Source organism: Streptococcus oralis subsp. oralis, from assembly GCF_000960035.1.
Lineage (GTDB): Bacteria > Bacillota > Bacilli > Lactobacillales > Streptococcaceae > Streptococcus > Streptococcus oralis_G.
Genome location: NZ_JYGR01000005.1, coordinates 1,202,200 through 1,225,319, shown reverse-complemented (window position 1 = coordinate 1,225,319; position 23,120 = coordinate 1,202,200). Strand labels below are relative to the sequence as shown.

The 23,120-nt window shown below is 42.0% G+C and carries 24 protein-coding genes and 4 pseudogenes; 20 read left to right on the top strand and 8 right to left on the bottom strand.

Features of this window, described 5'->3' with window-relative positions:
* Positions 1 to 13: 13 nt before the first annotated feature.
* The 13 genes and pseudogenes from TZ92_RS09285 (at position 14) to TZ92_RS09225 (ending at position 13,022) form a co-directional block, all read left to right on the top strand.
* Positions 14 to 1,264: an extracellular solute-binding protein gene (locus TZ92_RS09285; protein WP_033630154.1), complete on the top strand. Its 1,251-nt coding sequence runs from the start codon at positions 14 to 16 to the stop codon at positions 1,262 to 1,264.
* A gap of 18 nt (positions 1,265 to 1,282) precedes the next feature.
* A complete protein-coding gene (locus TZ92_RS09280) occupies positions 1,283 to 2,155 on the top strand; it encodes a carbohydrate ABC transporter permease (RefSeq protein WP_033630153.1) in 873 nt (290 codons plus the stop codon).
* Between the two features lie 16 nt (positions 2,156 to 2,171).
* Positions 2,172 to 3,005: a carbohydrate ABC transporter permease gene (locus TZ92_RS09275; RefSeq protein WP_033630152.1), complete on the top strand. Its 834-nt coding sequence runs from the start codon at positions 2,172 to 2,174 to the stop codon at positions 3,003 to 3,005.
* Positions 3,006 to 3,209: 204 nt separating this feature from the next.
* Positions 3,210 to 4,652 (top strand): annotated as a pseudogene (gene gtfA / locus TZ92_RS09270) (sucrose phosphorylase).
* 131 nt (positions 4,653 to 4,783) lie between these two features.
* Positions 4,784 to 5,977 carry an O-antigen ligase family protein gene (locus TZ92_RS09265; protein ID WP_033630218.1) on the top strand — a complete coding sequence of 398 codons (1,194 nt, stop codon included), beginning with the start codon at positions 4,784 to 4,786 and terminating at the stop codon, positions 5,975 to 5,977.
* Between the two features lie 143 nt (positions 5,978 to 6,120).
* The gene (locus TZ92_RS09260; RefSeq protein WP_033630151.1) at positions 6,121 to 6,564 is read left to right on the top strand and encodes a MarR family winged helix-turn-helix transcriptional regulator; all 444 of its coding nucleotides are present in this window, start codon (positions 6,121 to 6,123) and stop codon (positions 6,562 to 6,564) included.
* Between the two features lie 3 nt (positions 6,565 to 6,567).
* Complete coding sequence (locus TZ92_RS09255; protein WP_033630150.1) at positions 6,568 to 7,332, top strand: nuclear transport factor 2 family protein; 765 nt, start codon at positions 6,568 to 6,570, stop codon at positions 7,330 to 7,332.
* Between the two features lie 14 nt (positions 7,333 to 7,346).
* Positions 7,347 to 8,075 carry an ATP-binding cassette domain-containing protein gene (locus TZ92_RS09250; RefSeq protein WP_033630149.1) on the top strand — a complete coding sequence of 243 codons (729 nt, stop codon included), beginning with the start codon at positions 7,347 to 7,349 and terminating at the stop codon, positions 8,073 to 8,075.
* Positions 8,068 to 9,588, top strand: coding sequence for an ABC transporter permease/substrate-binding protein (locus TZ92_RS09245; protein ID WP_033630148.1), 1,521 nt, complete (start codon positions 8,068 to 8,070; stop codon positions 9,586 to 9,588). Before TZ92_RS09250 ends, TZ92_RS09245 begins: the two co-directional genes overlap by 8 nt.
* Positions 9,589 to 10,029: 441 nt before the next feature.
* Entirely contained in the window at positions 10,030 to 10,632 is a 603-nt protein-coding gene (locus TZ92_RS09240; protein WP_033630147.1) for a membrane protein, read from the top strand.
* Positions 10,632 to 11,423, top strand: coding sequence for an energy-coupling factor transporter transmembrane component T (locus TZ92_RS09235; RefSeq protein ID WP_198921225.1), 792 nt, complete (start codon positions 10,632 to 10,634; stop codon positions 11,421 to 11,423). The genes TZ92_RS09240 and TZ92_RS09235 overlap by 1 nt, the downstream gene beginning before the upstream one ends.
* Entirely contained in the window at positions 11,399 to 12,235 is an 837-nt protein-coding gene (locus TZ92_RS09230; RefSeq protein WP_000343048.1) for an ABC transporter ATP-binding protein, read from the top strand. The genes TZ92_RS09235 and TZ92_RS09230 overlap by 25 nt, the downstream gene beginning before the upstream one ends.
* The gene (locus TZ92_RS09225) at positions 12,222 to 13,022 is read left to right on the top strand and encodes an energy-coupling factor ABC transporter ATP-binding protein (protein WP_000103855.1); all 801 of its coding nucleotides are present in this window, start codon (positions 12,222 to 12,224) and stop codon (positions 13,020 to 13,022) included. The genes TZ92_RS09230 and TZ92_RS09225 overlap by 14 nt, the downstream gene beginning before the upstream one ends.
* 224 nt (positions 13,023 to 13,246) lie before the next feature.
* Here TZ92_RS09225 and TZ92_RS10135 read toward each other — a convergent pair whose 3' ends face one another.
* From TZ92_RS10135 to TZ92_RS10390, 5 genes and pseudogenes are all read right to left on the bottom strand, one after another.
* Entirely contained in the window at positions 13,247 to 13,408 is a 162-nt protein-coding gene (locus TZ92_RS10135) for a hypothetical protein (RefSeq protein ID WP_001062366.1), read from the bottom strand.
* Positions 13,396 to 13,623 (bottom strand): hypothetical protein, encoded by a 228-nt coding sequence (locus tag TZ92_RS09215; RefSeq protein ID WP_001152921.1) that lies wholly within the window; start codon positions 13,621 to 13,623, stop codon positions 13,396 to 13,398. The genes TZ92_RS10135 and TZ92_RS09215 overlap by 13 nt, the downstream gene beginning before the upstream one ends.
* Positions 13,624 to 13,635: 12 nt before the next feature.
* Positions 13,636 to 13,893, bottom strand: coding sequence for a plasmid replication protein (locus TZ92_RS09210; protein WP_001287840.1), 258 nt, complete (start codon positions 13,891 to 13,893; stop codon positions 13,636 to 13,638).
* Positions 13,886 to 14,206 (bottom strand): annotated as a pseudogene (locus TZ92_RS10395) (DNA replication protein); the annotation flags it as partial. The gene TZ92_RS09210 and the pseudogene TZ92_RS10395, both read right to left, overlap by 8 nt.
* Before the next feature lie 24 nt (positions 14,207 to 14,230).
* A pseudogene (locus tag TZ92_RS10390) lies at positions 14,231 to 14,581 on the bottom strand (IS6 family transposase); the annotation flags it as partial.
* Between the two features lie 39 nt (positions 14,582 to 14,620).
* On the opposite strand from TZ92_RS10390, the pseudogene pnuC reads away from it, so the two are divergent.
* Positions 14,621 to 15,126 (top strand): annotated as a pseudogene (gene pnuC, locus TZ92_RS09200) (nicotinamide riboside transporter PnuC); the annotation flags it as partial.
* Positions 15,127 to 15,163: 37 nt separating this feature from the next.
* On the opposite strand, the gene TZ92_RS09195 reads toward pnuC, so the two are convergent.
* Together TZ92_RS09195 and TZ92_RS09190 are read right to left on the bottom strand one after the other, a co-directional pair.
* Positions 15,164 to 15,496, bottom strand: a complete 333-nt coding sequence (locus TZ92_RS09195) for a hypothetical protein (protein ID WP_000958139.1) — start codon at positions 15,494 to 15,496, stop codon at positions 15,164 to 15,166.
* 26 nt (positions 15,497 to 15,522) lie between these two features.
* Positions 15,523 to 16,077 (bottom strand): TetR/AcrR family transcriptional regulator, encoded by a 555-nt coding sequence (locus TZ92_RS09190; RefSeq protein WP_001126073.1) that lies wholly within the window; start codon positions 16,075 to 16,077, stop codon positions 15,523 to 15,525.
* A 132-nt stretch (positions 16,078 to 16,209) separates the two neighbouring features.
* Between TZ92_RS09190 and TZ92_RS09185 the strand changes: the two genes are divergently transcribed.
* From TZ92_RS09185 to TZ92_RS09175, 3 genes are all read left to right on the top strand, one after another.
* Entirely contained in the window at positions 16,210 to 17,079 is an 870-nt protein-coding gene (locus TZ92_RS09185; RefSeq protein WP_000095934.1) for a cation diffusion facilitator family transporter, read from the top strand.
* A 262-nt stretch (positions 17,080 to 17,341) separates the two neighbouring features.
* Positions 17,342 to 17,695, top strand: a complete 354-nt coding sequence (nmlR, locus tag TZ92_RS09180) for a stress response transcriptional regulator NmlR (RefSeq protein WP_033630145.1) — start codon at positions 17,342 to 17,344, stop codon at positions 17,693 to 17,695.
* Complete coding sequence (locus TZ92_RS09175) at positions 17,696 to 18,733, top strand: zinc-binding dehydrogenase (protein WP_033630144.1); 1,038 nt, start codon at positions 17,696 to 17,698, stop codon at positions 18,731 to 18,733. It abuts the gene before it with no gap.
* 67 nt (positions 18,734 to 18,800) lie between these two features.
* On the opposite strand, the gene galR is transcribed toward TZ92_RS09175, so the two are convergent.
* Positions 18,801 to 19,802 (bottom strand): DNA-binding transcriptional regulator GalR, encoded by a 1,002-nt coding sequence (galR, locus tag TZ92_RS09170; protein ID WP_033630143.1) that lies wholly within the window; start codon positions 19,800 to 19,802, stop codon positions 18,801 to 18,803.
* A gap of 165 nt (positions 19,803 to 19,967) precedes the next feature.
* Between galR and TZ92_RS09165 the strand changes: the two genes are divergently transcribed.
* From TZ92_RS09165 to TZ92_RS09155, 3 genes are all read left to right on the top strand, one after another.
* A complete protein-coding gene (locus TZ92_RS09165; RefSeq protein WP_033630142.1) occupies positions 19,968 to 21,146 on the top strand; it encodes a galactokinase in 1,179 nt (392 codons plus the stop codon).
* Positions 21,147 to 21,164: 18 nt separating this feature from the next.
* On the top strand, positions 21,165 to 22,646 hold the full coding sequence (locus tag TZ92_RS09160) for a UDP-glucose--hexose-1-phosphate uridylyltransferase (RefSeq protein ID WP_033630141.1): 1,482 nt from the start codon (positions 21,165 to 21,167) through the stop codon (positions 22,644 to 22,646).
* Positions 22,647 to 22,715: 69 nt separating this feature from the next.
* The gene (locus TZ92_RS09155; protein WP_000651198.1) at positions 22,716 to 23,120 is read left to right on the top strand and encodes a PaaI family thioesterase; all 405 of its coding nucleotides are present in this window, start codon (positions 22,716 to 22,718) and stop codon (positions 23,118 to 23,120) included.

Genomic DNA, 23,120 nt, shown 5'->3' with positions numbered 1-23,120 from the left:
AGGAGGCATTCCAATGAAATGGCATAAGAAAGCAGGTTTTCTTTTAGTAGCTGGGGCAAGTTTACTAGGCCTAGTGGCTTGTGGTCAGAACAATCAACCAGCTGATGGTAAGGTAACGATTGAGTTTTTTAACCAGAAGACTGAGATGGCAGATACCTTGCAAAGGATAGTGGATGATTTTGAGAAGGAACACCCTAATATTGATGTGAAGTTGACTACAGTACCTTCAGCTGGAATTGTTCTAAAGACTCGGATTTTATCAGGAGATGTTCCAGATATTATTAATATCTATCCTCAAAATATGGATTTTCAGGAGTGGGCAAAGGCAGGCTATTTTGCAGATATGACAGGAAAACCCTATCTTGAGAACATCAAGAATGACTATGCCGAAAAGTATGCAATCAATAACAAGATTTATAGTGTACCTTTAACGGCCAACCTTTATGGAATCTATTACAATAAAACGAAGTTTAAAGAATTAGGACTTGAGGAACCGAAGACTTTTAAAGAGTTTCAAGAGATTGTCAAAAAGATAAAAGATAGTGGGAATTCTCCGTTTGCGGTTGCAGGCAATGAAGGCTGGACATTAAATGGTTACCACCAACTTTCTCTCATTACTCTTACGGGTAGTGGAGACGCGGCTAATAACTACCTTCGCTTTTCAAAACCAAACGCTATTTCTGCAGATGATGCTATTTTAAAAGCAGATGCAGAACGGCTCGATTTATTAGCAGATAATGCTCGAGATGGTTGGCGTGGTGCCTCTTATAATGATTCGGTGGTAGCATTTTCGAGTGAAAAAGCCTTGATGATGCCACAAGGATCATGGGCATTAGCCGCAATTAATCAACAGGATCCAAAATTTGAGGTGGGGATGTTCGCCTTCCCTGGAGAAGAAGTAGGAAAAGAAGTCACTGTTGGTGCAGGGGATATGGCATTATCAACTTCAGCTACTACCAAACACCCTAAGGAAACCGAAGAATTTATCAGCTATATGACTAGTCCAAAAGCTATGCAGTCATACTATGATGTAGATGGATCACCTGTTGCGGTAAAAGGCATACAGGAAAAAGAAGATTCAGCGCTTGCAGCTATTTCTAAACTGGCATTTACAGACAAACATTATGTTTGGTTGGGCCAACGCTGGAACTCTGAAGAAGACTTTTTTAATCTAAGTACAGGTTACTTGATGGATAAAAATCTGAAAAATATGGCAAACAATCTCAATGCTTTCTTTAATCCAATGAAGGCAGATTTGGACTAGAATAGGAGTTAAGATGATATGGCTATTCGAAAATTTTTAAATAAATACTGGGGTTGGACATTTTTGCTCATCCCGCTTGCTTTACAAGCTATCTTCTTTTACTTTCCAATGGTACAAGGTGCTTTCTATAGTTTGACTAACTGGACTGGATTGACCTATAATTATAAATTTGTTGGTTTGAATAACTACAAATTGCTGATGATTGATGGAAAATTCTTCACAGCCATAGCCTTTACTTTGATTTTAACTCTGGCATTGATTATTGGAGAGATTACGATTGGGATGGTTGTGGCACGAGCCTTAAATTCTAAGATGAAGGGACAGACCTTCTTTAGAGCTTGGTTCTTTTTCCCGGCTGTTTTGTCTGGTTTGACAGTTTCCTTGATTTTTAAACAATTTTTCAACTATGGTCTTCCAACGATTGGAAGAATTTTAGGAATTAGCTTTTTACAAGAGAGTCTATTGGGGACACCTGTCGGAGCGGTAATGGCAACTATTTTTGTTCTTCTATGGCAAGGAGTAGCAATGCCAATTATTCTCTTTCTTGCTGGTCTTCAGAGTATTCCAAATGATATTTTAGAGGCAGCATCAATTGATGGTGCAACCAGTAAACAAACTTTTTGGAAGATTGAATTGCCCTATTTACTGCCAACGATTTCTATGGTTTTTATCTTGGCTCTGAAATCCGGTTTGACAGCCTTTGACCAAATTTTTGCCTTGACGAGTGGTGGTCCAAATAATGCTACAACGTCTCTTGGACTTTTAGTCTACAACTATGCTTTCAAGAGTAATCAATATGGATATGCGAATGCAATTGCCTTGATTTTATTCTTAATTATTGGAATTGTTTCTCTGATCCAAATCAAGCTATCAAAGAAATTTGAAATCTAATAGAGGAGTCCTACACATGAAAAAAGAAGAAAAATTGAATCAGTTTTGGAAATACGTCCTCTTGATAGTCGGTGGTATTCTTATACTTGTTCCTTTGTTGGTAACGGTATTTAGTTCTTTCAAAACAACTAAGGATATCATGAATCATTTCTTTAGTTGGCCCAATCCTTTTACGTTGAGTAATTATGAACGATTGATTTCGGATGGAATTGGAGGCTATTTCTGGAATTCAGCTGTTATTACGGTGTTATCGTTGATTGTAGTAGCTTTCTTTATACCAGCTGCAGCTTATTCCATTGCTCGAAATATGTCCAAGAAAAAAGCCTTTGCAATTATGTATTCGCTCTTGATCTTAGGGATATTTGTTCCATTTCAGGTGATTATGATTCCCATCACAGTTATGATGAGTAAACTCGGTCTAGCAAATATGTGGGGGCTAGTAATACTCTACCTAACTTATGCTATTCCACAGACTCTCTTCTTGTATGTTGGTTATATAAAAATCAGTGTACCGGATAGTTTGGATGAAGCTGCGGAAATTGATGGGGCTGATCGTTTTACAACTTATCGTCGAATCATTTTTCCAATGTTGAAGCCCATGCATGCGACAACTTTGATTATCAATGCTCTCTGGTTCTGGAATGACTTTATGTTGCCACTCTTGATTCTGAATAAGGATTCCAAGATGTGGACTTTACCTCTCTTCCAATACAACTACCAAGGTCAGTACTTCAATGACTATGGCCCAAGTTTTGCATCTTATATTGTGGGAATTGTAACGATAACCATTGTCTACCTCATCTTCCAAAAACATATCATTTCAGGAATGAGTAACGGGGCAGTGAAGTAAGAAAGTGCTTAGGGAATTTATAATTCCATACATAGAGGAACAGTTCAGCTTGTTTACAACTCTATGTAGAAAACAAGGAAGTTACTTAGTTGCTTGCAGTCTATATTAATACGAGTTCAATATGAACAAAAACCTAAAAATATCTTTCATTTACGAAGCCAGGTCATATAAGACTTGGCTTTCATCAGAAAAAGGAGACCATCTATGACCATTCAAAATAAAACTATGTTGATTACTTACTCAGATAGTCTTGGGAATAACCTTAAAGACTTGTATGAGAATTTGGAAGAACATTTTGGCGATGCTATTGGGGGAGTTCACCTTCTACCATTTTTCCCGTCAACAGGAGATCGTGGATTTGCACCAGTGGACTATGATGAAGTGGATCCAGCGTTTGGTGATTGGGAGGATGTTAAGCGTTTAGGTGAGAAATATTATCTTATGTTTGACTTTATGATTAACCATCTTTCTCGTCAATCGAAATATTATAAGGACTATCAAGAAAAACATGAAGCTAGTGAATTCAAAGATCTCTTTTTAAACTGGGATAAGTTTTGGCCGGGAAATCGTCCGACACAAGCTGATGTAGATTTAATTTATAAGCGTAAGGATCGTGCACCAAAGCAAGAGATTCTTTTTGCAGATGGTTCAGTAGAACATTTGTGGAATACTTTTGGTGAGGAGCAGATTGATCTTGATGTGACCAAAGAAGTAACGATGGCATTCATCCGTAAGACGATTCAACATCTAGCAAGTAACGGGTGTGATTTGATTCGTCTAGATGCCTTTGCTTATGCAGTGAAGAAATTGGATACCAATGATTTCTTTGTGGAACCAGATATTTGGAATTTATTGGACAAAGTTCGAGATATCGCTGCTGAGTATGGAACAGAGCTCTTACCTGAGATTCATGAACACTATTCGATTCAGTTTAAAATAGCGGACCATGATTACTATGTTTACGATTTTGCCCTTCCAATGGTGACACTTTATACTCTTTACAGTTCCAGAACAGAGCGTTTGGCTAAGTAGTTAAAGATGAGCCCGATGAAGCAATTTACGACACTAGATACCCATGATGGGATTGGAGTGGTGGATGTCAAGGATATCCTGACCGATGAGGAAATTGACTATGCTTCAAATGAGCTCTATAAGGTTGGAGCGAATGTCAAACGTAAGTACTCTAGTGCAGAGTATAACAATCTAGATATCTACCAAATCAATTCAACCTATTATTCTGCGCTTGGAGATGATGATGTCAAGTACTTCCTCGCTCGTTTGATTCAAGCTTTTGCTCCAGGCATTCCTCAGGTTTACTATGTGGGTCTATTAGCAGGAAAAAATGACTTGAAATTATTAGAAGAAACCAAAGAAGGTCGAAATATTAATCGCCATTACTATAGCAATGAGGAAATAGTAGAAGAAGTTCAACGTCCTGTGGTGAAGTCTCTTCTCAATCTATTTTCTTTCCGTAATCAATCAGAGGCCTTTGACCTAGAAGGGACTATTGACATTGAAACACCAACAGCTCATAGCATTGTAATCAAACGTCAAAATAAAGACAAATCCGTAACAGCAGTAGCAGAAATTGATTTGCAAAGTCAGACCTATCAAGTAGTGGAAAACGGCAGAAACATTCAGTTCTAGTGCTATATTGATGATAGAATTTTTTGTGGTGAAAACGTGTTCATTGTTCCCAAATGACGGAAAAAATGGTAGAATATAAAGATAGTTTAGCATTTATCTTCTGGAGAAATCCAGAACAGAAAGGATCCGTTTTGAAATCAATTGGATTACTGGATAAGATAAGAGGGCTTTCGAAAAAAGATTTCTTTTTGTATTTGATGATCATAAGTATCTTTTTACCTTTTTATTTGTTCTTAGCGCTCTTTGCTTTATATTTGATAGGTTTACTTGTTACTGGGGAGATGAAGGGAATTATCAAAGGATTAGCCAAACATCCTGTACTTCTCTTTTTTATTGCCTACAGTAGTATCATCTCTATCGTCGCCAAGAACTGGCTTGGATTGGTTGCATCTTTACTGATGTTTCTCTTCCTCATTTTCTTTAGTTTTTACCAGAAACGTCTGACACATGCTTTCTTTCGACTGATACTGCAGACAATCTTGTTTGGTAGTGTGCTCTCTGCGGCTTTTGCCACTTTGGAGCATTTCCAGATTGTAAAGAAATTTAACTACGCCTTTCTTTCGCCCAATATGCAAGTATGGCACCAGAACCGTGCAGAGGTGACCTTCTTTAATCCTAACTACTATGGGATTATCTGTTGTTTCTGTATCATGATTGCCTTTTATCTCTTTACAACGACGAAGTTAAGATGGTTGAAAGTCTTTTGTGTGCTAGCAGGTTTTGTGAATCTATTTGGTTTGAATTTTACGCAAAATAGAACAGCCTTTCCTGCCATCATCGCTGGGGCCATCATTTATCTCTTTACAACCATTAAAAACTGGCGCGCCTTCTGGCTCAGTATTGGTGTTTTCGGGATTGGCCTTTGTTTCCTCTTCTCAAGCGATTTGGGTGTCCGTATGGGAACGCTAGATTCTTCAATGGAGGAGCGAGTTTCAATCTGGAATGCGGGTATGACTTTGTTCAAGCAAAATCCGATTTGGGGTGAGGGTCCACTGACCTATATGAATTCTTTCCCGAGAATCCATGCACCTTACCACGAACACGCGCATAGTCTTTACATCGATACTATTTTAAGTTATGGTTTGATTGGAACCATTCTCCTATCCATTTCTTCAGTAATCCCGGTTCACATGATGATGGATATGAGTCAGGAGTCTGGTAAACGACCAATTATCGGTCTTTATCTCTCCTTCCTTACAGTAGTCGCTGTTCATGGAATTTTTGACTTAGCTCTCTTCTGGGTACAGTCAGGATTCATCTTCTTGCTGGTTATGTGCAGTTTACCACTGGAACATCGAACACTGGTGTCCGAAATGACAGATTAAGTTAATAAATAGTGAAGATCTTCTACTCTAGGTAGGAGATCTTTTTTGTTGGTGAAAATTATTTCTCAATCGAAATAGTTGACAGATGGAATGATAGGTGTTACAATAGAGAAAATTCGATATAGAAATAAAATGGAGGGATCATGAAGGATAGTCATTTGGTAGCCCATCATATTCGTTTGTTAAATGGGCGGATTTTTCAAAAGTTACTGAATCAGGATCCTGGGGCTCTTTATCGGAGTGAACAGGGAAAGATTTTAGCGGTTTTATGGAATAGTGAGACAGGTTGCGCTACGGCGACAGATATTGCGCTTGCGACTGGTCTCGCCAACAATACGCTAACAACCATGATAAAGAAACTTGAGGATCAAAATCTGGTCATCATTAGCCCATGTGGAATAGATAAGAGAAAAAAATATGTCAAGTTGACAGAGCGGGGTTGGTCCCAGAAAGAAGTTGGCCTCCGTATTAGTCAAAAACTGGATGCTATTTTTTATAAAGGATTCACTGAGGAAGAAATTCGTCAGTTTGAAAGTTATCAGGAACGCATTTTGGACAATCTGAAAGAGAAAGCAAATGAGGCATAAATCATGTCAAAACAAGTTGAAAATGCACAAAATCTATATATTCATGCTATTCAAGACGGGTGTGTTGCTGAGGCTCAGGCACAGTCTGTAGGAGATACCTACATTCAACACTCGACAGGAGTGCCAGATGGGAAAGACGGGTTTGCGACTTTCTTTGCAAATTTCTTTGAGCGCCATCCCGAGCGTGAGATGAAAATTGTTCGCACTATTGAAGACGGCAATCTAGTCTTCGTCCATGTTCATCAATATCTCAATGGCGGGGAAGCTCAATGGGTGACGACAGATACTTTCCGTGCGGATGAGAATGGTCGTATCGTAGAACATTGGGATGTTATTGACTACTATCGAACACCTGAAAACGGCCAATTAGATCAGATTTTTGGTGATTTTGAAATCACAGATTTGGATAAGACAGCAGAAAATAAAAAGTTGGTTCGCCGTTTCTTGACAGAAATTTTCCAAAATGGGGAACTGGAGCAGTGGAGTGATTATGTGGCGGACGATTTGATTCAGCATAATCATGAGATTGGCCAAGGAAGTGCTGCTTATAAAAACTATGTGGCTGAACATGGTGTCACTTTTGACTTTGTTTTCCAGCTTTTGGGACAAGGAAATTATGTGGTCAGCTATGGCCAGACTCAGATTGACGGAGTTGCCTATGCCCAGTATGATATCTTCCGTTTGGAGAACGGCTTGATTGTGGAGCATTGGGATAATAAGGAAGTTATGCCTAAGGTAGAAGACTTGACTAATCGAGGAAAATTTTAAATTGAGGACTAAGAATGATTGAATACAAAAATGTAGCGCTACGCTACACAGAAAAAGATGTTTTGAGAGATGTCAATTTACGGATTGAGAATGGAGAGTTCATGGTTTTAGTTGGACCTTCTGGGTCCGGTAAGACGACCATGATTAAGATCATTAATCGTCTCTTGGAACCGACTGATGGCGATATTTACATGGATGGCAAGCGCATCAAAGACTATGATGAGCGGGAGCTTCGTCTCTCTACGGGTTATGTTTTACAGGCCATTGCTCTTTTTCCCAATCTAACGGTTGCGGAAAATATTGCCCTCATTCCTGAGATGAAGGGCTGGACTAAGGAAGAAATAGCGAAGAAAACAGAAGAGCTTTTGGCTAAGGTTGGTTTACCAGTAGCTGACTATGGAAATCGTCTGCCTAGTGAACTATCTGGCGGAGAACAGCAGCGGGTGGGTATTGTTCGTGCTATGATTGGTCAGCCTAAGATTCTCCTCATGGATGAGCCCTTTTCGGCCTTGGATGCTATTTCGAGAAAACAGTTGCAGGTTCTGACGAAAGAATTGCATAAGGAGTTTGGAATGACAACGATTTTTGTGACCCATGATACGGATGAAGCTTTGAAATTGGCGGACCGTATTGCTGTCTTGCAGGATGGAGAGATTCGTCAGGTGGCGAATCCTGAGACGATTTTAAAGGCTCCTGCAACAGACTTTGTAGCAGACTTGTTTGGAGGTAGTGTTCATGAGTAATTTGATATCAACTTTTCAGGAGCGTTTTGGTGACTGGGTAACAGCTCTATCTCAACATTTGCAGTTATCGCTTTTGACCTTGTTGCTAGCTATTTTTATTGCTATTCCTTTGGCTGTTTATCTTCGCTATCATGAGAAGTTGGCGGACTGGGTTTTGCAGATTGCAGGGATTTTCCAGACTATCCCGTCTCTGGCCTTGTTGGGACTCTTTATCCCCTTGATGGGAATTGGAACCTTGCCTGCTTTGACAGCTCTGGTGATTTATGCGATTTTCCCGATTTTGCAAAATACCATCACTGGGCTGAAGGGAATTGATCCAAGTCTGCAAGAGGCTGGGATTGCCTTTGGGATGACCAGGTGGGAGCGTCTCAAGAAGTTTGAAATTCCACTTGCCATGCCGGTCATTATGTCTGGTATTCGGACGGCAGCTGTTTTGATTATCGGTACGGCAACCTTGGCTGCCTTGATTGGTGCAGGGGGACTGGGTTCCTTTATCCTTTTGGGAATTGACCGCAATAATACCAGTCTGATTTTGATTGGGGCCCTTTCTTCTGCAGTGCTGGCCATTGCCTTTAACTTCTTACTAAAAGTGATGGAAAAAGCAAAATTGAGAACGATTTTCTCTGGTTTTGCCTTGGTGACCATATTACTCGGTCTGTCTTATAGTCCAGCCCTCTTAGCTCAAAAAGAAAAAGAAAACTTGGTGATTGCTGGGAAATTGGGACCAGAACCAGAAATTTTGGCCAATATGTATAAGTTGCTGATTGAAGAAAATACCAGTATGACTGCGACTGTTAAACCGAATTTTGGGAAAACAAGTTTCCTCTATGAAGCTCTGAAAAAAGGGGATATTGATATCTATCCTGAATTTACTGGTACGGTGACTGAAAGTTTGCTTCAACCAGCACCTAAAGTAGGTCATGAACCAGAGCAGGTTTATCAAGTGGCGCGTGATGGCATTGCCAAACAGGATCATCTGGCTTATCTCAAACCTATGTCTTATCAAAACACATACGCTGTAGCTGTTCCGAAAAAGATTGCTCAAGAATATGGCTTGAAGACCATTTCGGACTTGAAAAAAGTGGAAGGACAGTTGAAAGCAGGCTTTACTCTTGAGTTTAATGACCGTGAAGATGGCAATAAGGGCTTGCAGTCTCTCTACGGACTCAATCTCAACGTAGCGACCATGGAGCCAGCTCTTCGCTATCAGGCAATTCAGTCAGGCGATATTCAAATCACAGATGCCTATTCGACAGATGCAGAATTGGCGCGTTATGATTTGCAGGTCTTGGAAGATGACAAGCAACTCTTCCCACCTTATCAAGGAGCGCCACTCATGAAAGAAGCTTTGCTTAAGAAGCATCCTGAGTTGGAGAAAGTTCTCAATAAATTGGCTGGTAAAATTACTGAAAGCCAGATGAGCCAGCTTAACTACCAAGTCGGTGTTGAAGGCAAGTCAGCAGAACAAGTAGCCAAGGAGTTTTTACAAGAACAAGGTTTGTTGAAGAAATAGTTTGAAAATGCTAAACTCAACTTGCTTAAACGACTATAAAAAAATGCTCAGGCAATCTTGTCTGGGCTTTTTTGATATTAGAGTTACTGAATGTCTTTCAAAATGGAAAATAATACTCAATGAAAATCAAAGAGCAAACTAGAAAGCTAGCCGCAGGCTGTACTTGAGTACGGTAAGGCGACGCTGACGTAGTTTGAATTTGATTTTCGAAGAGTATAAGAGGAAATTTTCAGGATTTTCTAGATTTTTACTGTAAATACACTTGACTATTCACAAAATAGGTGTATAATGTGTTGTGAACTACTTAACAAACAAGGATTTCCAGCTCATGTCGACTAAGGATGGAAATCTTGTGTATAGACAGTTCAGTAGATATATAATAGAGCGTTGCGTCCGAAAGTCTATCCAGACACGGCTCTTTAAAAACAAAAGGAGAAGATTATGAAAACAGAACCGATTCATCGTACCAGTATGTGGAAATTTAAGTTAAGTGCTGCCACCATGACTTTGATTCCCGCTGCCGTGGGGATTAACTATGTTGCCAAAGCCTTGGCGGAGGGGTTAAAGTTGCCCGTTTGGCTGGGGTCTTTGGGAACCTTTCTTACCAGCATGTTGGCTGGGCCGGTTGCCGGTGCCATTAGTGGTTTCATCAACAACGTGATCTATGGGCTGACCTTATCGCCAATTTCAACCGTGTATGCGATTACCAGCATCGGAATTGGGATTGCTGTTGGCGTTTTGCACGCCAATGGGTGGTTCTCGTCAGCGCGACGAGTATTTGTTTCTGCTATTATTATTGCCATCGTTTCAACTGTCATTTCAACGCCACTCAACGTCATCTTTTGGGGTGGTCAGACCGGTATCGCTTGGGGTGACTCATTGTTTGCGGTAATGGTCGCCAATCATGCACCAGTGTGGCTGGCCTCATTTATCGATGAGTTTGTCTTGGATATTTTGGATAAAGTCTGCGTGGCCTACCTGGCATTCTTCATCTATCGTCAGCTGCCGAAGCGGATGGTGCACTTCTTTAGCGATGATAAATGATGACTGATAAAACATTGATTTCTGGAGCGCCACGGGTCAAGCTCAAGTGGTACCAGGTGATCGATCCGATTACTAAGCTCTTGTTCATCTTGAACATGACGTTGTTGAGCTTTGCCAGTATGAATTTATTGCTTCAGGCCGGATTAATTCTTGTCGCAACACTGCTATTGTTATTTTCCAAATTGAGTTCTACCACCTTTAAGGCGCTGGGATTCAGCCTGTTTCTGATTTGCACCATGCTGATCATCCAAGGGTTATTTTACAGTCGGAATCAAACTGTGCTGTTTTCTGTGCTTGGGGTGTCGTTCTACAAAGAAGGCCTGATTTACGCCACCACTCTGGGTTGTCGAGTATTGGTGATTATTTTGACCAGTGGCTTTTTTATGGTGACCACGAGTATTTCAGAAAACGCGGCCTATTTGGAACTGTCCGGATTGTCTTATAAAACCGTCTACGTTCTGATGTCGGTGTGTTATATTTTGCCGGAAATGATGCGCAATATGCGGAAAATCCAGCAGGCACAAAAAGTTCGCGGAACCAATCCGCAAAAAACGTTGATTCAGAAATTAAAGTCAGTCCTGCCGGTTCTAATTCCATTGGTGATTAAGACCTTGGATCAATCGATGACGCGGTCGATTGCTCTCCAACTGAGAGGTTTTGATAATCTCAACCGGACTGTCAGAACCTCCCAGCGCGTGTATCGCCTGTCGCGGACGCTGCACATTGGTCTGACTGGATTGGCAATTTTATTGATTGGGTGGAAGATATGGACGAAGATAAACGGATTGTAATTGAAAATTTGACCACCCGTTATCCGGGTACTGAGCAACCACAACTGCGTCAGATTAACGCGGAGGTTCATACCGGCCAGGTGGTTGGGATTATCGGGAATAGCCACTCCGGCAAATCGACTTTGTGCCGTGTGCTGGCAGGGGTCATTCCCAAAATTGTGTCTGCTGAGATTGAGGGCGATTGGCACATGTTTGGCCAGCGAGTGTCTGACAATTGGCCCGTTTATAATGCCATGAATGGAGTTGTACTGCAAAATCCAGCTGGCCAACTAAGCGGGTTGGCAGACACGGTTGCCGATGAAATCGCCTTTGACTTGATTAATCAGGGAATGGCTGAAGGACTGATTCAAAAAAGGGTTGAAGAAGTTGCCACGCAAATGGGGCTGATTGAACAGCTGAATTTGCGTCCCGAGAGCCTTTCCGGTGGTCAGATCCAGCGGTTGGCAATTGCCACGGCGATTGTGGCTAATCCGGCTGTTTTGATTATGGATGATCCGACCAGTGAGATGGATCCCCTTGGCCGCCGGCAATTTTTCCAATGGCTGGCCCAAGTCAAAGAGACGACTGTCTTCATTGTCACCAGTGAAATTGACGATTTGTGCGAAGTCGCTGACGTTGTGTGGGTGCTGCACGAGGGTCAAATGGTAGCCCAGGGCAGGCCGGGTGAGGTGTTTAATCATTTGGCAGCTGACTGGCAGATTCCAGCCCCGACAATCCAGCAACTTGCTCAAAAAATGGATTGGCACTTGGCTGATGGCCGGTATCCGGTGAATTACGCTGATCTGAAGGAGGTTCGTTATGTCCACAATTGAACTGAGCCACCTGACGTTCACTTATCCGGAACGGTCCTTTAGCTTGGATGTTGAAGACAGACACTTCGCCGATCCGATGGTGGCGATTGTCGGCCAAAATGGTGCCGGCAAATCAACGCTCTTCAAATTGTTGACGGGCTTGCTGACACCACAAACCGGTGTGATTAAGATCGATGGAGAAAATTTTAATGATCTTAAACCAGTCGAAAAGTTACTGAAGGTTGGGATTACTTTTCAGAATCCTGACGATCAGCTTTTCAACCCGACCGTTCTACGAGAGGTGGAGTGGAATGTCGCGCAGGTCATGGATGACCACGACACGATTACGAGGCGGGCTTTAGCGGCTCTAAAAAGAGTTGGCTTGGATGATAAAACAGCTGAAAGTCCATATGACCTGTCATTGTCGGAACGCAAGCTGTTGAGCGTTGCCACAGTTTTGGCAGTGGATCCGGCGATTTATTTATTTGATGAGCCGATGATGTCGCTTGATTGGGAAAGCCGGCGCAAGTTGACCGCAATTTTCCATCAGTTGGCTGATTCGGGCCACCAAGTTGTGACCATCACCCATGACATGGATTGGGTCGCCGCCGAGTTTGAGTCAGTGTATGTTATGGAACACGGGAAGTTTGGCTTCGCCGGCAGTCCACGGGAATTGTTCAGCAATCACGAACTTGTCCAGCGAGTGGGATTACTACCACCGCGGATTATGGACATAGCGGAGTCGCTGGGTGATTCACAGACATATTTATCGGTTAATGATTATTGCCAGAAAAATCGAGATGTATAGAAAAAGTCACCTCTGCGGGTTTTCCAGGTTGAAGGATTAACTTCAGCTTCTGGCAAGAACTCACATGGGTGACTTTTGTGTTTAATAACGTTTCATGATCATCGGGTGCTTCCTCAGATCACTCAGTTTGATTTTACTTTGTTTCATGGTCATAATCATATACCATTTCTTTTGGATTTTTTGTTTGACTAATACAAAATAGGTCTTCATAGGTCTTCGCATTTTTAGCGCTCATTAGGATCATCAGTATAATTTTCTGAATTAGGAGACTGTCCCATCACTATTCGAACTTCGTCTCCCAACTTACGCTGTTCCCATTCATCCGTGAATCCTTTAAATCGCAATTCTGGAACTTTCTTTTTAACTGAATCATCTATTTTCGCCATAGTCTCCACCATTTTATTGGTTTTTCTTGTTCTTCTATCCTTTTTTGATCTTTGATTTGTTCCTGTAAATTTTCCAACTTCTCTTTAAGAGCGTTCACTTCATCTTTATATTGATTGTCTAAGTGTTTGAATTCTGTTTCCTGTGAGGGCATTTTGAGGGCTTTTAAGTTATCATTTTCCGCCTTGTATTCTTCTAGCAACTTTTTATCTTGCAAGGCTAATCGTTGTTACTGGTCTAACAAATTAGTTAGTTTTTCTATTTGTTGGTCTTTGCTACTTATTTGTTGGTCTTTGGTATTTGATTTGCTACTACTTTCTACTTTACCTAAAATTATTTTTTCTGCTTTAGAATTTATTAGATTAGACCCATTGGAACTTTTAAGCTGTAATTCTTTTGGTAACCTTTGGTAGTGATATTGAATATTTTGTTTTGTAACACTCAACTCATCCGCCAGCTCTTTGATCGTTTTTAAGTCTTCACTCATGGTTTAAGTCCTGCCTTTTAACCGTTGGTAGATATTGTTCAATGGCTTTTTTGAGGTAGCGTGCGATATTATGCTTAGAATATTCTTCACGTCTGCTGGCAACATAAGACAAGTGGTCTTTAACACTATTTAGCCCTCTTAATTCTTTCAGTTCGTCATAGAGGGGGTAAACATGGACTTGCAATCCTGCCATGATTTTTGTATCTTGCATTTCAAACGGACTTAGCAACATATTTTCTAGCAATAGCGTGGTGTACTTGCTTTTCATTGCTTCAATAGCTAGCTTATCTTCGGTTTCTGCTTTGCGTGCTTTATCTTCTTGATAGGCGGTATCTTCTAACTTATAGCTGTTATCGTCTGCTCGACGTTTCTTTTGTAACCAGATATCCAATGTTAAACCGTCCGCATCAATCGCTCGATAGAGATAATGCCAACGCCCCTTAATTTTGATATAGGTTTCATCCATTTTCCACGAATAGAAGGACTGTTTATTTTTCTTTTTCCAGAGATGATAGAGGATTTTACTGTATTCTTGAACCCATCGATAAATCGTAGTGTGACAAACATTTATTCCACGGTCATAAAGCAATTCCTGAACTTCACGATAGCTCAGATTGTAACGTAGGTAATAACCAACAGCGACAATGATGACGTCTTGTTGGAATTGTTTGCCTTTAAAATGATTCATCTCTCAAGCCTTACTAACCTTTTTTCTGCTCTTTGAGAAGCTGAAGGTCGTGCTAGTAACTACCTATTTGGTTTGATTAATTCCATCATTTATCTGGTGCTTGCCCTTCAAAAAGGCTTTTATGGTGAGGTGCTGACGACACTTTACTTCACGGTCATGCAGCCAATTGGACTTCTAGTGTGGATCTACCAAGCACAGTTCAAGAAAGAAAAGCAGGAGTTTGTCGCGCGTAAACTGGACGGTAAGGGCTGGACCAAATATCTTTCCATTAGTGTTCTTTGGTGGTTGGTATTTGGGTTCATTTATCAGTCTATCGGAGCCAATCGTCCCTATCGTGATTCTATCACTGATGCGACCAATGGTGTAGGGCAAATCCTCATGACAGCTGTTTACCGTGAACAGTGGATATTCTGGGCTGCTACTAATGTCTTTTCAATCTATCTCTGGTGGGGAGAAAGCCTGCAAATCCAAGGGAAATACCTAATTTATCTCATCAATAGTCTAGTTGGTGGTATCAGTGGAGCAAGGCAGCAAAAAGCGCTTAAAAAAGTAAAAAAAGGATCAGATGATCCTTTTTTTGTGTTAGAGCAAAATGAGTAATACCGTAATGACAATAGCACTCGTTATACGAATAATGTGGTGCGATATATGTTGATTTTCTTGCTGTCGCCCGTTCCAGTAGGCACCATAGCAGACGATAATCGAACCTACAATCCATAGAAGAATGGTTGCCAGTGGGACAAAGTAAAAGATGGCTAGAGCCAGAGAAGTGAGGCAACTGCCGACCAAGATGCACTTATTTCCTAGATTGTAGTTCTTTTGTTTCATGGCTGAAAAGGCAGCAGCAAGGTGAAGAAGCGAGAAGGCGAGAGCTAGTACAATTGTTAGTATTCCTAGAATCATCGAAGTTAACATAGTTGGTTCCTTTCTGATTTACAGGCTTAGTTATCAAGTGGAGTTGTAGAGGTCATCTCCATTACATCAAGGTAAAATCTCACCACTTGGTCTTCGGTATAGGATTTTCCTTTTTTTAGCCACCAAGTTAGGGTCTCAATAAAGTTCGTCACAACAAAATGCTGGAGGTAGGAGTCCGGAATGTTTGGATAGGCTTCTTGCAAGTCACCCGCCACCATGGGATAAACGTGGTGTTCGAGTTCCTTGTGTAGTTGGCGAAGGAAGTAGTCGTTTTTGGAAAAAAGGAGACTGGTGACATGGTCCTGGTTTTTCTGAAAATGTAAAAAGATATGTGCGAGGTAGTCCTCGGTCGTAAAGTGTCCTTCCCTTTCAAAGAGATGATGAAAGAGGTAGCGACAGAGCTCATCTAAAAGGAGTTCCTTGCTTTCATAGTGACAGTAAAAAGTAGAACGTCCAACATCTGCTAGGTCAATGATATCCTGGACAGTAGTGGCATCATAGCCTTTGTCGTTCAAAAGTTGTAAAAAAGCTTGATAGATGGCTTTTTTAGTCTTACTGACTCGACGGTCTCTTTTTGGCATATAGACACTTGAGACAAACTGTTCAGAACTGAACAGGACTGACAGTTTGCTTCTATCCTTTCTTTGGATTTTATTAGATAATACAAATGAAAGAAGTATGTATATACCCATTATACCAAAGGAGGGAGAGAAATGAGTTCTAAAACATCTATCTGGTTAGCTTTTTTCTTAAATTTAAGCTATGCGATTGTTGAGTTTATCGCAGGAGGAATCTTTGGTTCGAGTGCAGTTCTTGCTGATTCTGTTCATGACCTGGGGGATGCTATAGCCATTGGTATATCAGCCCTTCTAGAAACACTCTCAAACCGTGAAGAAGATAGACAGTACACCTTGGGTTACAAACGTTTTAGTCTTTTAGGGGCCATGCTAACGGCTGTGATTCTTACGATAGGGTCTGTCCTAGTGATCTTGGAAAATATCACGAAGATTGCTCATCCGCAACCCGTTAATGAGAAAGGTATCCTCTGGCTGGGAATCATTGCAGTAGCCATTAATGTGCTAGCAAGTCTGGTAGTTCGTAAAGGAAAGACAAAGAACGAGTCAATTCTTAGCTTGCATTTTTTGGAAGATAGTCTTGGTTGGTTGGCTGTCATTCTAATGGCGATTATACTCCGATTTACAGATTGGTATATCCTTGATCCGCTCTTATCACTGGTTATTTCCATCTTTATTCTGTCGAAAGCCATTCCTCGCTTTTGGAGCGCACTCAAGATTTTCTTAGATGCTGTGCCAGAAGGAGTCGAGACAAGTGATTTGGAGAAGGATTTAGAGGCTCTACCCAATGTCAACAGTGTTAACCAACTTAGTATTTGGTCCATGGACGGTCTAGAGAACAATGCTATTGTCCACATCTGTATCGAGGACTGGGAGCAGATGATGGAGACCAAAGAAGTGGTGCGTCAATGTTTAGAAGAAAGAGGCGTGCAGAATATCACTATTGAAGTGGATAGCAGTCAAAGCAATCATGCGCAACATAGGCGGAAGGTGAGAGAGTTAGAGTAGAGGCATGGGCATCATTAGTAAAAAGTAAAGAATGATTAAGCCCCTATGTTATTTGAAATAGAGTATTTTCTTTCCTGTTTAAATATCTTAAAAGTTTTATCCTATAAGGCTCTGTATAAACTTTACTTAGTTGTTTGGTAATTAAAAAAATTTTTCGATTAGATGCAAAAAGTTTGACTTAGAGTCAACTCAAAGTTGTATAATAAGATGAATGAGTTATAGTTGCTTAAATTCAGTGAAGAAAATGAAAGGAGGCTAGTATATGAATATTAAATCTGCCAGCGACTTATTGGGAATTTCAGCGGATACGATTCGGTATTATGAGCGGGTTGGTCTTGTGCCACCGATTACTCGAACCGCGACTGGAATTCGTGACTTTCAAGATCAGGATATAGAAGCGCTGGAATTTATTAAGTGTTTCCGTTCGGCGGGTGTCTCAGTAGACAGTTTAGTTGACTATATGTTGCTCTACCAAAAGGGGGATGAAACGAGAGAGGAAAGGCTTGGTATTTTAGAAGACGAAAAGAAAAAATTAGAGGAGCGCTTGTCTCAGTTACAGACGGCTTTAAATCGCTTAAACCTCAAAATTAAACTTTACAAGGAAGGAAAATTTTAAATGAAATCAGCAGTATATACAAAGGCAGGCCAGGTTGGGCTTGCTACCATTGAACGTCCGCAAATTATAGAAGCAGATGATGCTATTATCCGCATTGTCCGTACTTGCGTTTGTGGTTCGGACCTCTGGAGTTACCGTAATCCCGAAATCGAAGAAGGGCATGGAAATAGTGGTCATGAGGCGATCGGGATTGTCGAAGAAGTCGGAGAGGCTATTACAACGGTCAAACCGGGAGATTTTGTCATTGCACCTTTCACCCATGGCTGTGGGGAGTGTGATGCTTGTCGCGCTGGCTATGATGGGACTTGTGACCGCCATATTGGCACCAACTGGTCAGGGGGTGTCCAGGCTGAGTATATCCGTTTCCACTATGCCAACTGGGCGCTGATTAAAATCCCTGGACAACCTTCAGATTATAGCGAAGGTATGCTAAAGTCCCTATTGACACTTGCGGATGTCATGCCGACCGGTTACCATGCAGCGCGTGTTGCTAATGTTCAAAAAGGGGATAAGGTTGTCGTTATCGGTGACGGTGCTGTTGGGCAATGTGCTGTTATCGCCGCTAAAATGCGTGGTGCGTCGCAAATTATCCTGATGAGCCGTCACGAAGACCGCCAAAAGATGGCCTTGGAGTCAGGTGCGACAGCTGTTGTAGCTGAACGCGGTGAAGAAGGCATTGCCAAGGTGCGAGAAATTCTAGGTGGCGGGGCAGATGCAGCCCTTGAATGTGTTGGGACTGAAGCAGCCGTTGAGCAGGCCCTTGGAGTCCTTCATAATGGAGGACGCATGGGATTTGTCGGTGTTCCACATTATAATAACCGTGCCCTTGGTTCAACCTTTGCCCAAAATATTTCAGTGGCAGGTGGAGCAGCCTCAGTTACCACTTACGACAAACAAGTTTTGTTAAAAGCGGTTCTTGATGGCGATATCAATCCAGGTCGCGTCTTCACTTCAAGCTATAGATTAGAAGAGATTGACCAGGCTTATAAAGATATGGATGAACGCAAGACCATTAAGTCTATGATTGTGGTGGATTAACAAAGAAAATCCTAATGGAGATTTGAGAATTTCTATTAGGATTTTTTGCGTTGGTATATTTGTTGAGTTATGGGAGCGTACTTTCTCTCAAAGTCAGTCTGGTGCCCAGCATGGTCAGGCTAGGGATTTTCCGACCGTGGAGAACTTCCTTGTTAAGAATATCCATACCTGCTCGACCCATTTCCTCGGTATAGACAGTGATGCTTGAAAGAGGAGGATAGACCTGCTTGGTCAGGCTAGTGTCGTTAAAAGAAATGAGGCTGACGCGGTCTGGTAGGCTGATTCCAGCTTCTTGGAGAGCACGGAGGGCGCCGATGGCTAAACTATCGCTGGCTGCGAAAAATGCTGGAGGGAGTTTATCACCCAACTTGTGAATGGCCTCCTTCATCAAGTCATAGCCAGACTGGGCAGTAAAGCTCCCCTGAAAGACCAGTTCTTCATGGTAGATTCCATTTGCTTGGGTAATGTCTTTGAAATTCTCTAGCCGCTTATCCTGGATAATTTCTTCCTGGTCGGTTGTTTCCTCAAGGCCTGTGAGAATTCCGATACGGTTCATACCTTGGCTGAGGAAATGGTCTACAACTTGTTTCACAGCAGTGTAAAAGTCAGTGATAATACAGGTATGTCCTAGCGAGAGGGTATCGCTGTCTAAAAATACAAGAGGCTTTTGGTATTCTTCAAAGGCAGAAATCTGTGCACGGCTAAATTTTCCGATGCAGAGAATCCCAATCACTTCCTCGCTGAGGGTAAAAGGAGGGTCATTAAAATAGCGCAAGATATCATAGTCCAACTCTTGTGCTCTTTTTTCGATGCCTAGGCGAATCTGGTAGTAGTAGAGGTCGTCCAGCTCCCCTTGTTCGCTGACCCATTGGATAATGGCAATCTTTTGCTTGGGCTTGTGGGATTCGCCTGTCTTGAGGTGCTTAGTATAGCCCAGCTCTTCAGCAACGGTTAATATACGGTGTCTGGTTTCTTCTGTAACAGATAGACTCTGGTCGCGATTGAGGACACGAGATACGGTCGCGATAGAGACAGAGGCTAGCTGTGCAATGTCTTTTAAGGTAGCCATAAATCCTCCTCCTTTTTAAGTTAGTATATCATATTTTTCTTCTTTTTACCGATAGTTTAGTAAAACTTTAGTAAAAAGGATTGACCTTGGTAAAAGCCTTGGATACAATAGAAGAAAACGATTACACGTTAAGGTGACTTAACGGACAGTCAAAGGAGAATTCATATGACACAACATCTTACTGCTGAAGCCCTTCGCAAAGACTTTCTTGCCGTTTTTGGTCAAGAAGCAGACCAAACTTTCTTTTCACCAGGTCGTATCAATCTGATTGGTGAACACACGGACTACAATGGCGGTCACGTCTTTCCTGTTGCTATTTCTTTAGGAACCTATGGAGCGGCTCGCAAGCGTGACGACCAAGTCTTGCGTTTCTACTCAGCCAACTTTGAGGACAAGGGTATCATCGAAGTGCCTCTTGCTGACCTCAAATTTGAAAAAGAGCATAACTGGACCAATTATCCAAAAGGTGTCCTTCATTTCTTGCAAGAAGCTGGACATGTCATTGACAAAGGTTTTGATTTTTATGTCTTTGGTAATATCCCAAATGGTGCTGGCTTGTCTTCATCAGCATCCTTGGAACTCTTGACAGGGGTTGTGGCAGAGCATCTCTTTGATTTAAAACTAGACCGTTTGGATTTGGTAAAAATTGGAAAACAAACGGAAAATAACTTTATCGGAGTCAACTCTGGTATCATGGACCAGTTTGCTATCGGTATGGGGGCTGACCAACGTGCTATTTACCTAGATACCAACACTCTAGAATACGACTTGGTGCCACTTGATTTAAAAGACAATGTCGTTGTCATTATGAACACCAATAAACGCCGTGAGCTGGCGGACTCTAAATACAACGAACGCCGTGCTGAGTGTGAAAAAGCTGTGGAAGAATTGCAAGTTGCCTTGGATATTCAGACCTTGGGTGAACTAGACGAGTGGACCTTTGATCAATACAGCTACCTGATTAAAGACGAAAATCGTTTGAAACGAGCTCGCCATGCTGTGCTTGAAAACCAACGTACCCTTAAAGCTCAAGCAGCCCTTCAAGCAGGTGATTTGGAAACATTTGGTCGCTTGATGAATGCTTCTCACGTTTCTCTAGAACATGACTATGAAGTAACTGGCTTGGAATTGGATACTCTTGTTCATACAGCTTGGGCTCAAGAAGGTGTTCTCGGTGCTCGTATGACAGGGGCTGGTTTTGGTGGATGTGCCATTGCCTTGGTGCAAAAAGATGTTGTTGAGGCCTTTAAGGAAGCTGTTGGCAAGCACTACGAGGAAGTCGTTGGATACGCTCCAAGTTTCTATATCGCTGAAGTTGCAGGTGGCACTCGCGTCCTTGACTAGTTAAAAGGAGGCTCTATCGTGACCTTAGTAGATAAATTTGTAACACACGTTATTGCTGAAAGTTCATTTGAGGAAATGGATCGAATCTACCTAACCAATCGTGTTTTGGCGAGAGTGGGCGAAGGTGTTTTGGAAATTGAGACGGATCTGGATAAAGTGATTGACCTCAAAGACCAGTTGGTTGAGGAAGCGGTTCGATTAGAAATGATTGAGGATAGTCAGACTGCTCGTGAAATCCTCGGTGCTGAACTGATGGACTTGGTGACACCTTGTCCAAGTCAGGTTAATCGTAACTTTTGGGGAACTTACGCCCACTCTTCTGAGCAGGCAATTGCGGACTTCTACCAACTTAGCCAGAAAAATGACTACATCAAACTTAAGGCCATTGCTAAAAATATTGCTTATCGTGTACTGTCTGACTACGGAGAACTGGAGATCACCATCAATCTCTCTAAGCCCGAAAAGGATCCTAAGGAGATTGCGGCAGCTAAGTTGGTGCAAGCTAGCAATTATCCCCAGTGTCAACTCTGTCTAGAGAATGAGGGCTACCATGGTCGGGTTAACCATCCAGCTCGTAGCAACCACCGGATTATTCGTTTTGAAATGGCGGGTCGGGAGTGGGGTTTCCAGTATTCGCCCTATGCTTACTTTAATGAGCACTGTATTTTTTTAGATGGTCAGCATCGTCCCATGGCCATTAGTCGGCAGAGCTTTGAGCGCCTGCTAGCTATCGTAGAGCAGTTTCCAGGCTATTTTGCAGGCTCTAATGCGGACCTACCAATCGTCGGTGGTTCTATTTTAACCCATGACCACTATCAGGGAGGGCGTCATGTCTTTCCTATGGAATTGGCTCCTTTGCAAAAGGCTTTCCGATTTGCTGGTTTTGAGCAGGTCAAGGCTGGGATTGTCAAGTGGCCTATGTCAGTGCTACGTTTGTCTTCGGATTCCAAGGAGGATTTGATCAACTTGGCGGATAAGATTTTGCAGGAATGGCGCCAGTATTCAGATTCTGAAGTGCAGATTTTAGCAGAGACAGACGGGATACCGCATCACACTATCACACCGATTGCGCGTAAGCGTGATGGACAGTTTGAGTTGGACTTAGTCTTGCGGGACAATCAGACATCGCCAGAGCATCCTGATGGTATCTATCATCCCCACAAGGATGTTCAACATATCAAGAAGGAAAATATCGGCTTGATTGAGGTCATGGGCTTGGCTATCTTGCCACCTCGTTTGAAAGCAGAAGTGGAGCAGGTTGCTAGCTATCTTGTAGGAGATAATGAAGCAGTTGTCTCTTATCATCAGGAATGGGCAGACCAGCTCAAAGATCAACATCCGGACCTAGCGGATAAAGAAAAAGCCCTTGAAATCGTCAAGGACTCTGTGGGTGCTATCTTTGTGCGTGTTCTGGAGGATGCTGGAGTTTACAAGCAGACCGAGCAGGGACAGGCAGCTTTTATGCGCTTTGTAGAACAGGTAGGAATTTTACCAGACTAGGAGCTTTCTCCTTGCACAGTCCTACAAAAAGTAGTATCATAGTGTCGTTTGAACTATCAGGAGGAAACGATGAAAGATTTTCATTTTGACGCTATATCTGCTTTTGAAAATTACGAAATAGAAAAAATGAGAGACGGTCATGTTGTGGTGACGACAAAAGTAGTGGACTCGTCGCTCAATTACTATGGCAATGCCCATGGAGGCTATCTCTTCACCCTTTGTGACCAGATTAGTGGTCTAGTGGTTATCTCGCTGGGGCTTGATGGAGTGACGCTTCAGTCCTCTATCAACTACCTTAAGGCAGGAAAACTTGACGATGTACTGACCATTAAAGGAGAATGTGTCCATCAAGGTCGCACAACTTGTGTCGTGGATGTGGATATCACCAATCAAGAAGGCAGAAATGTCTGCAAGGCAACCTTTACCATGTTTGTCACAGGTCAGCGATCAGAAGACAGACAGGTGAGGATATAG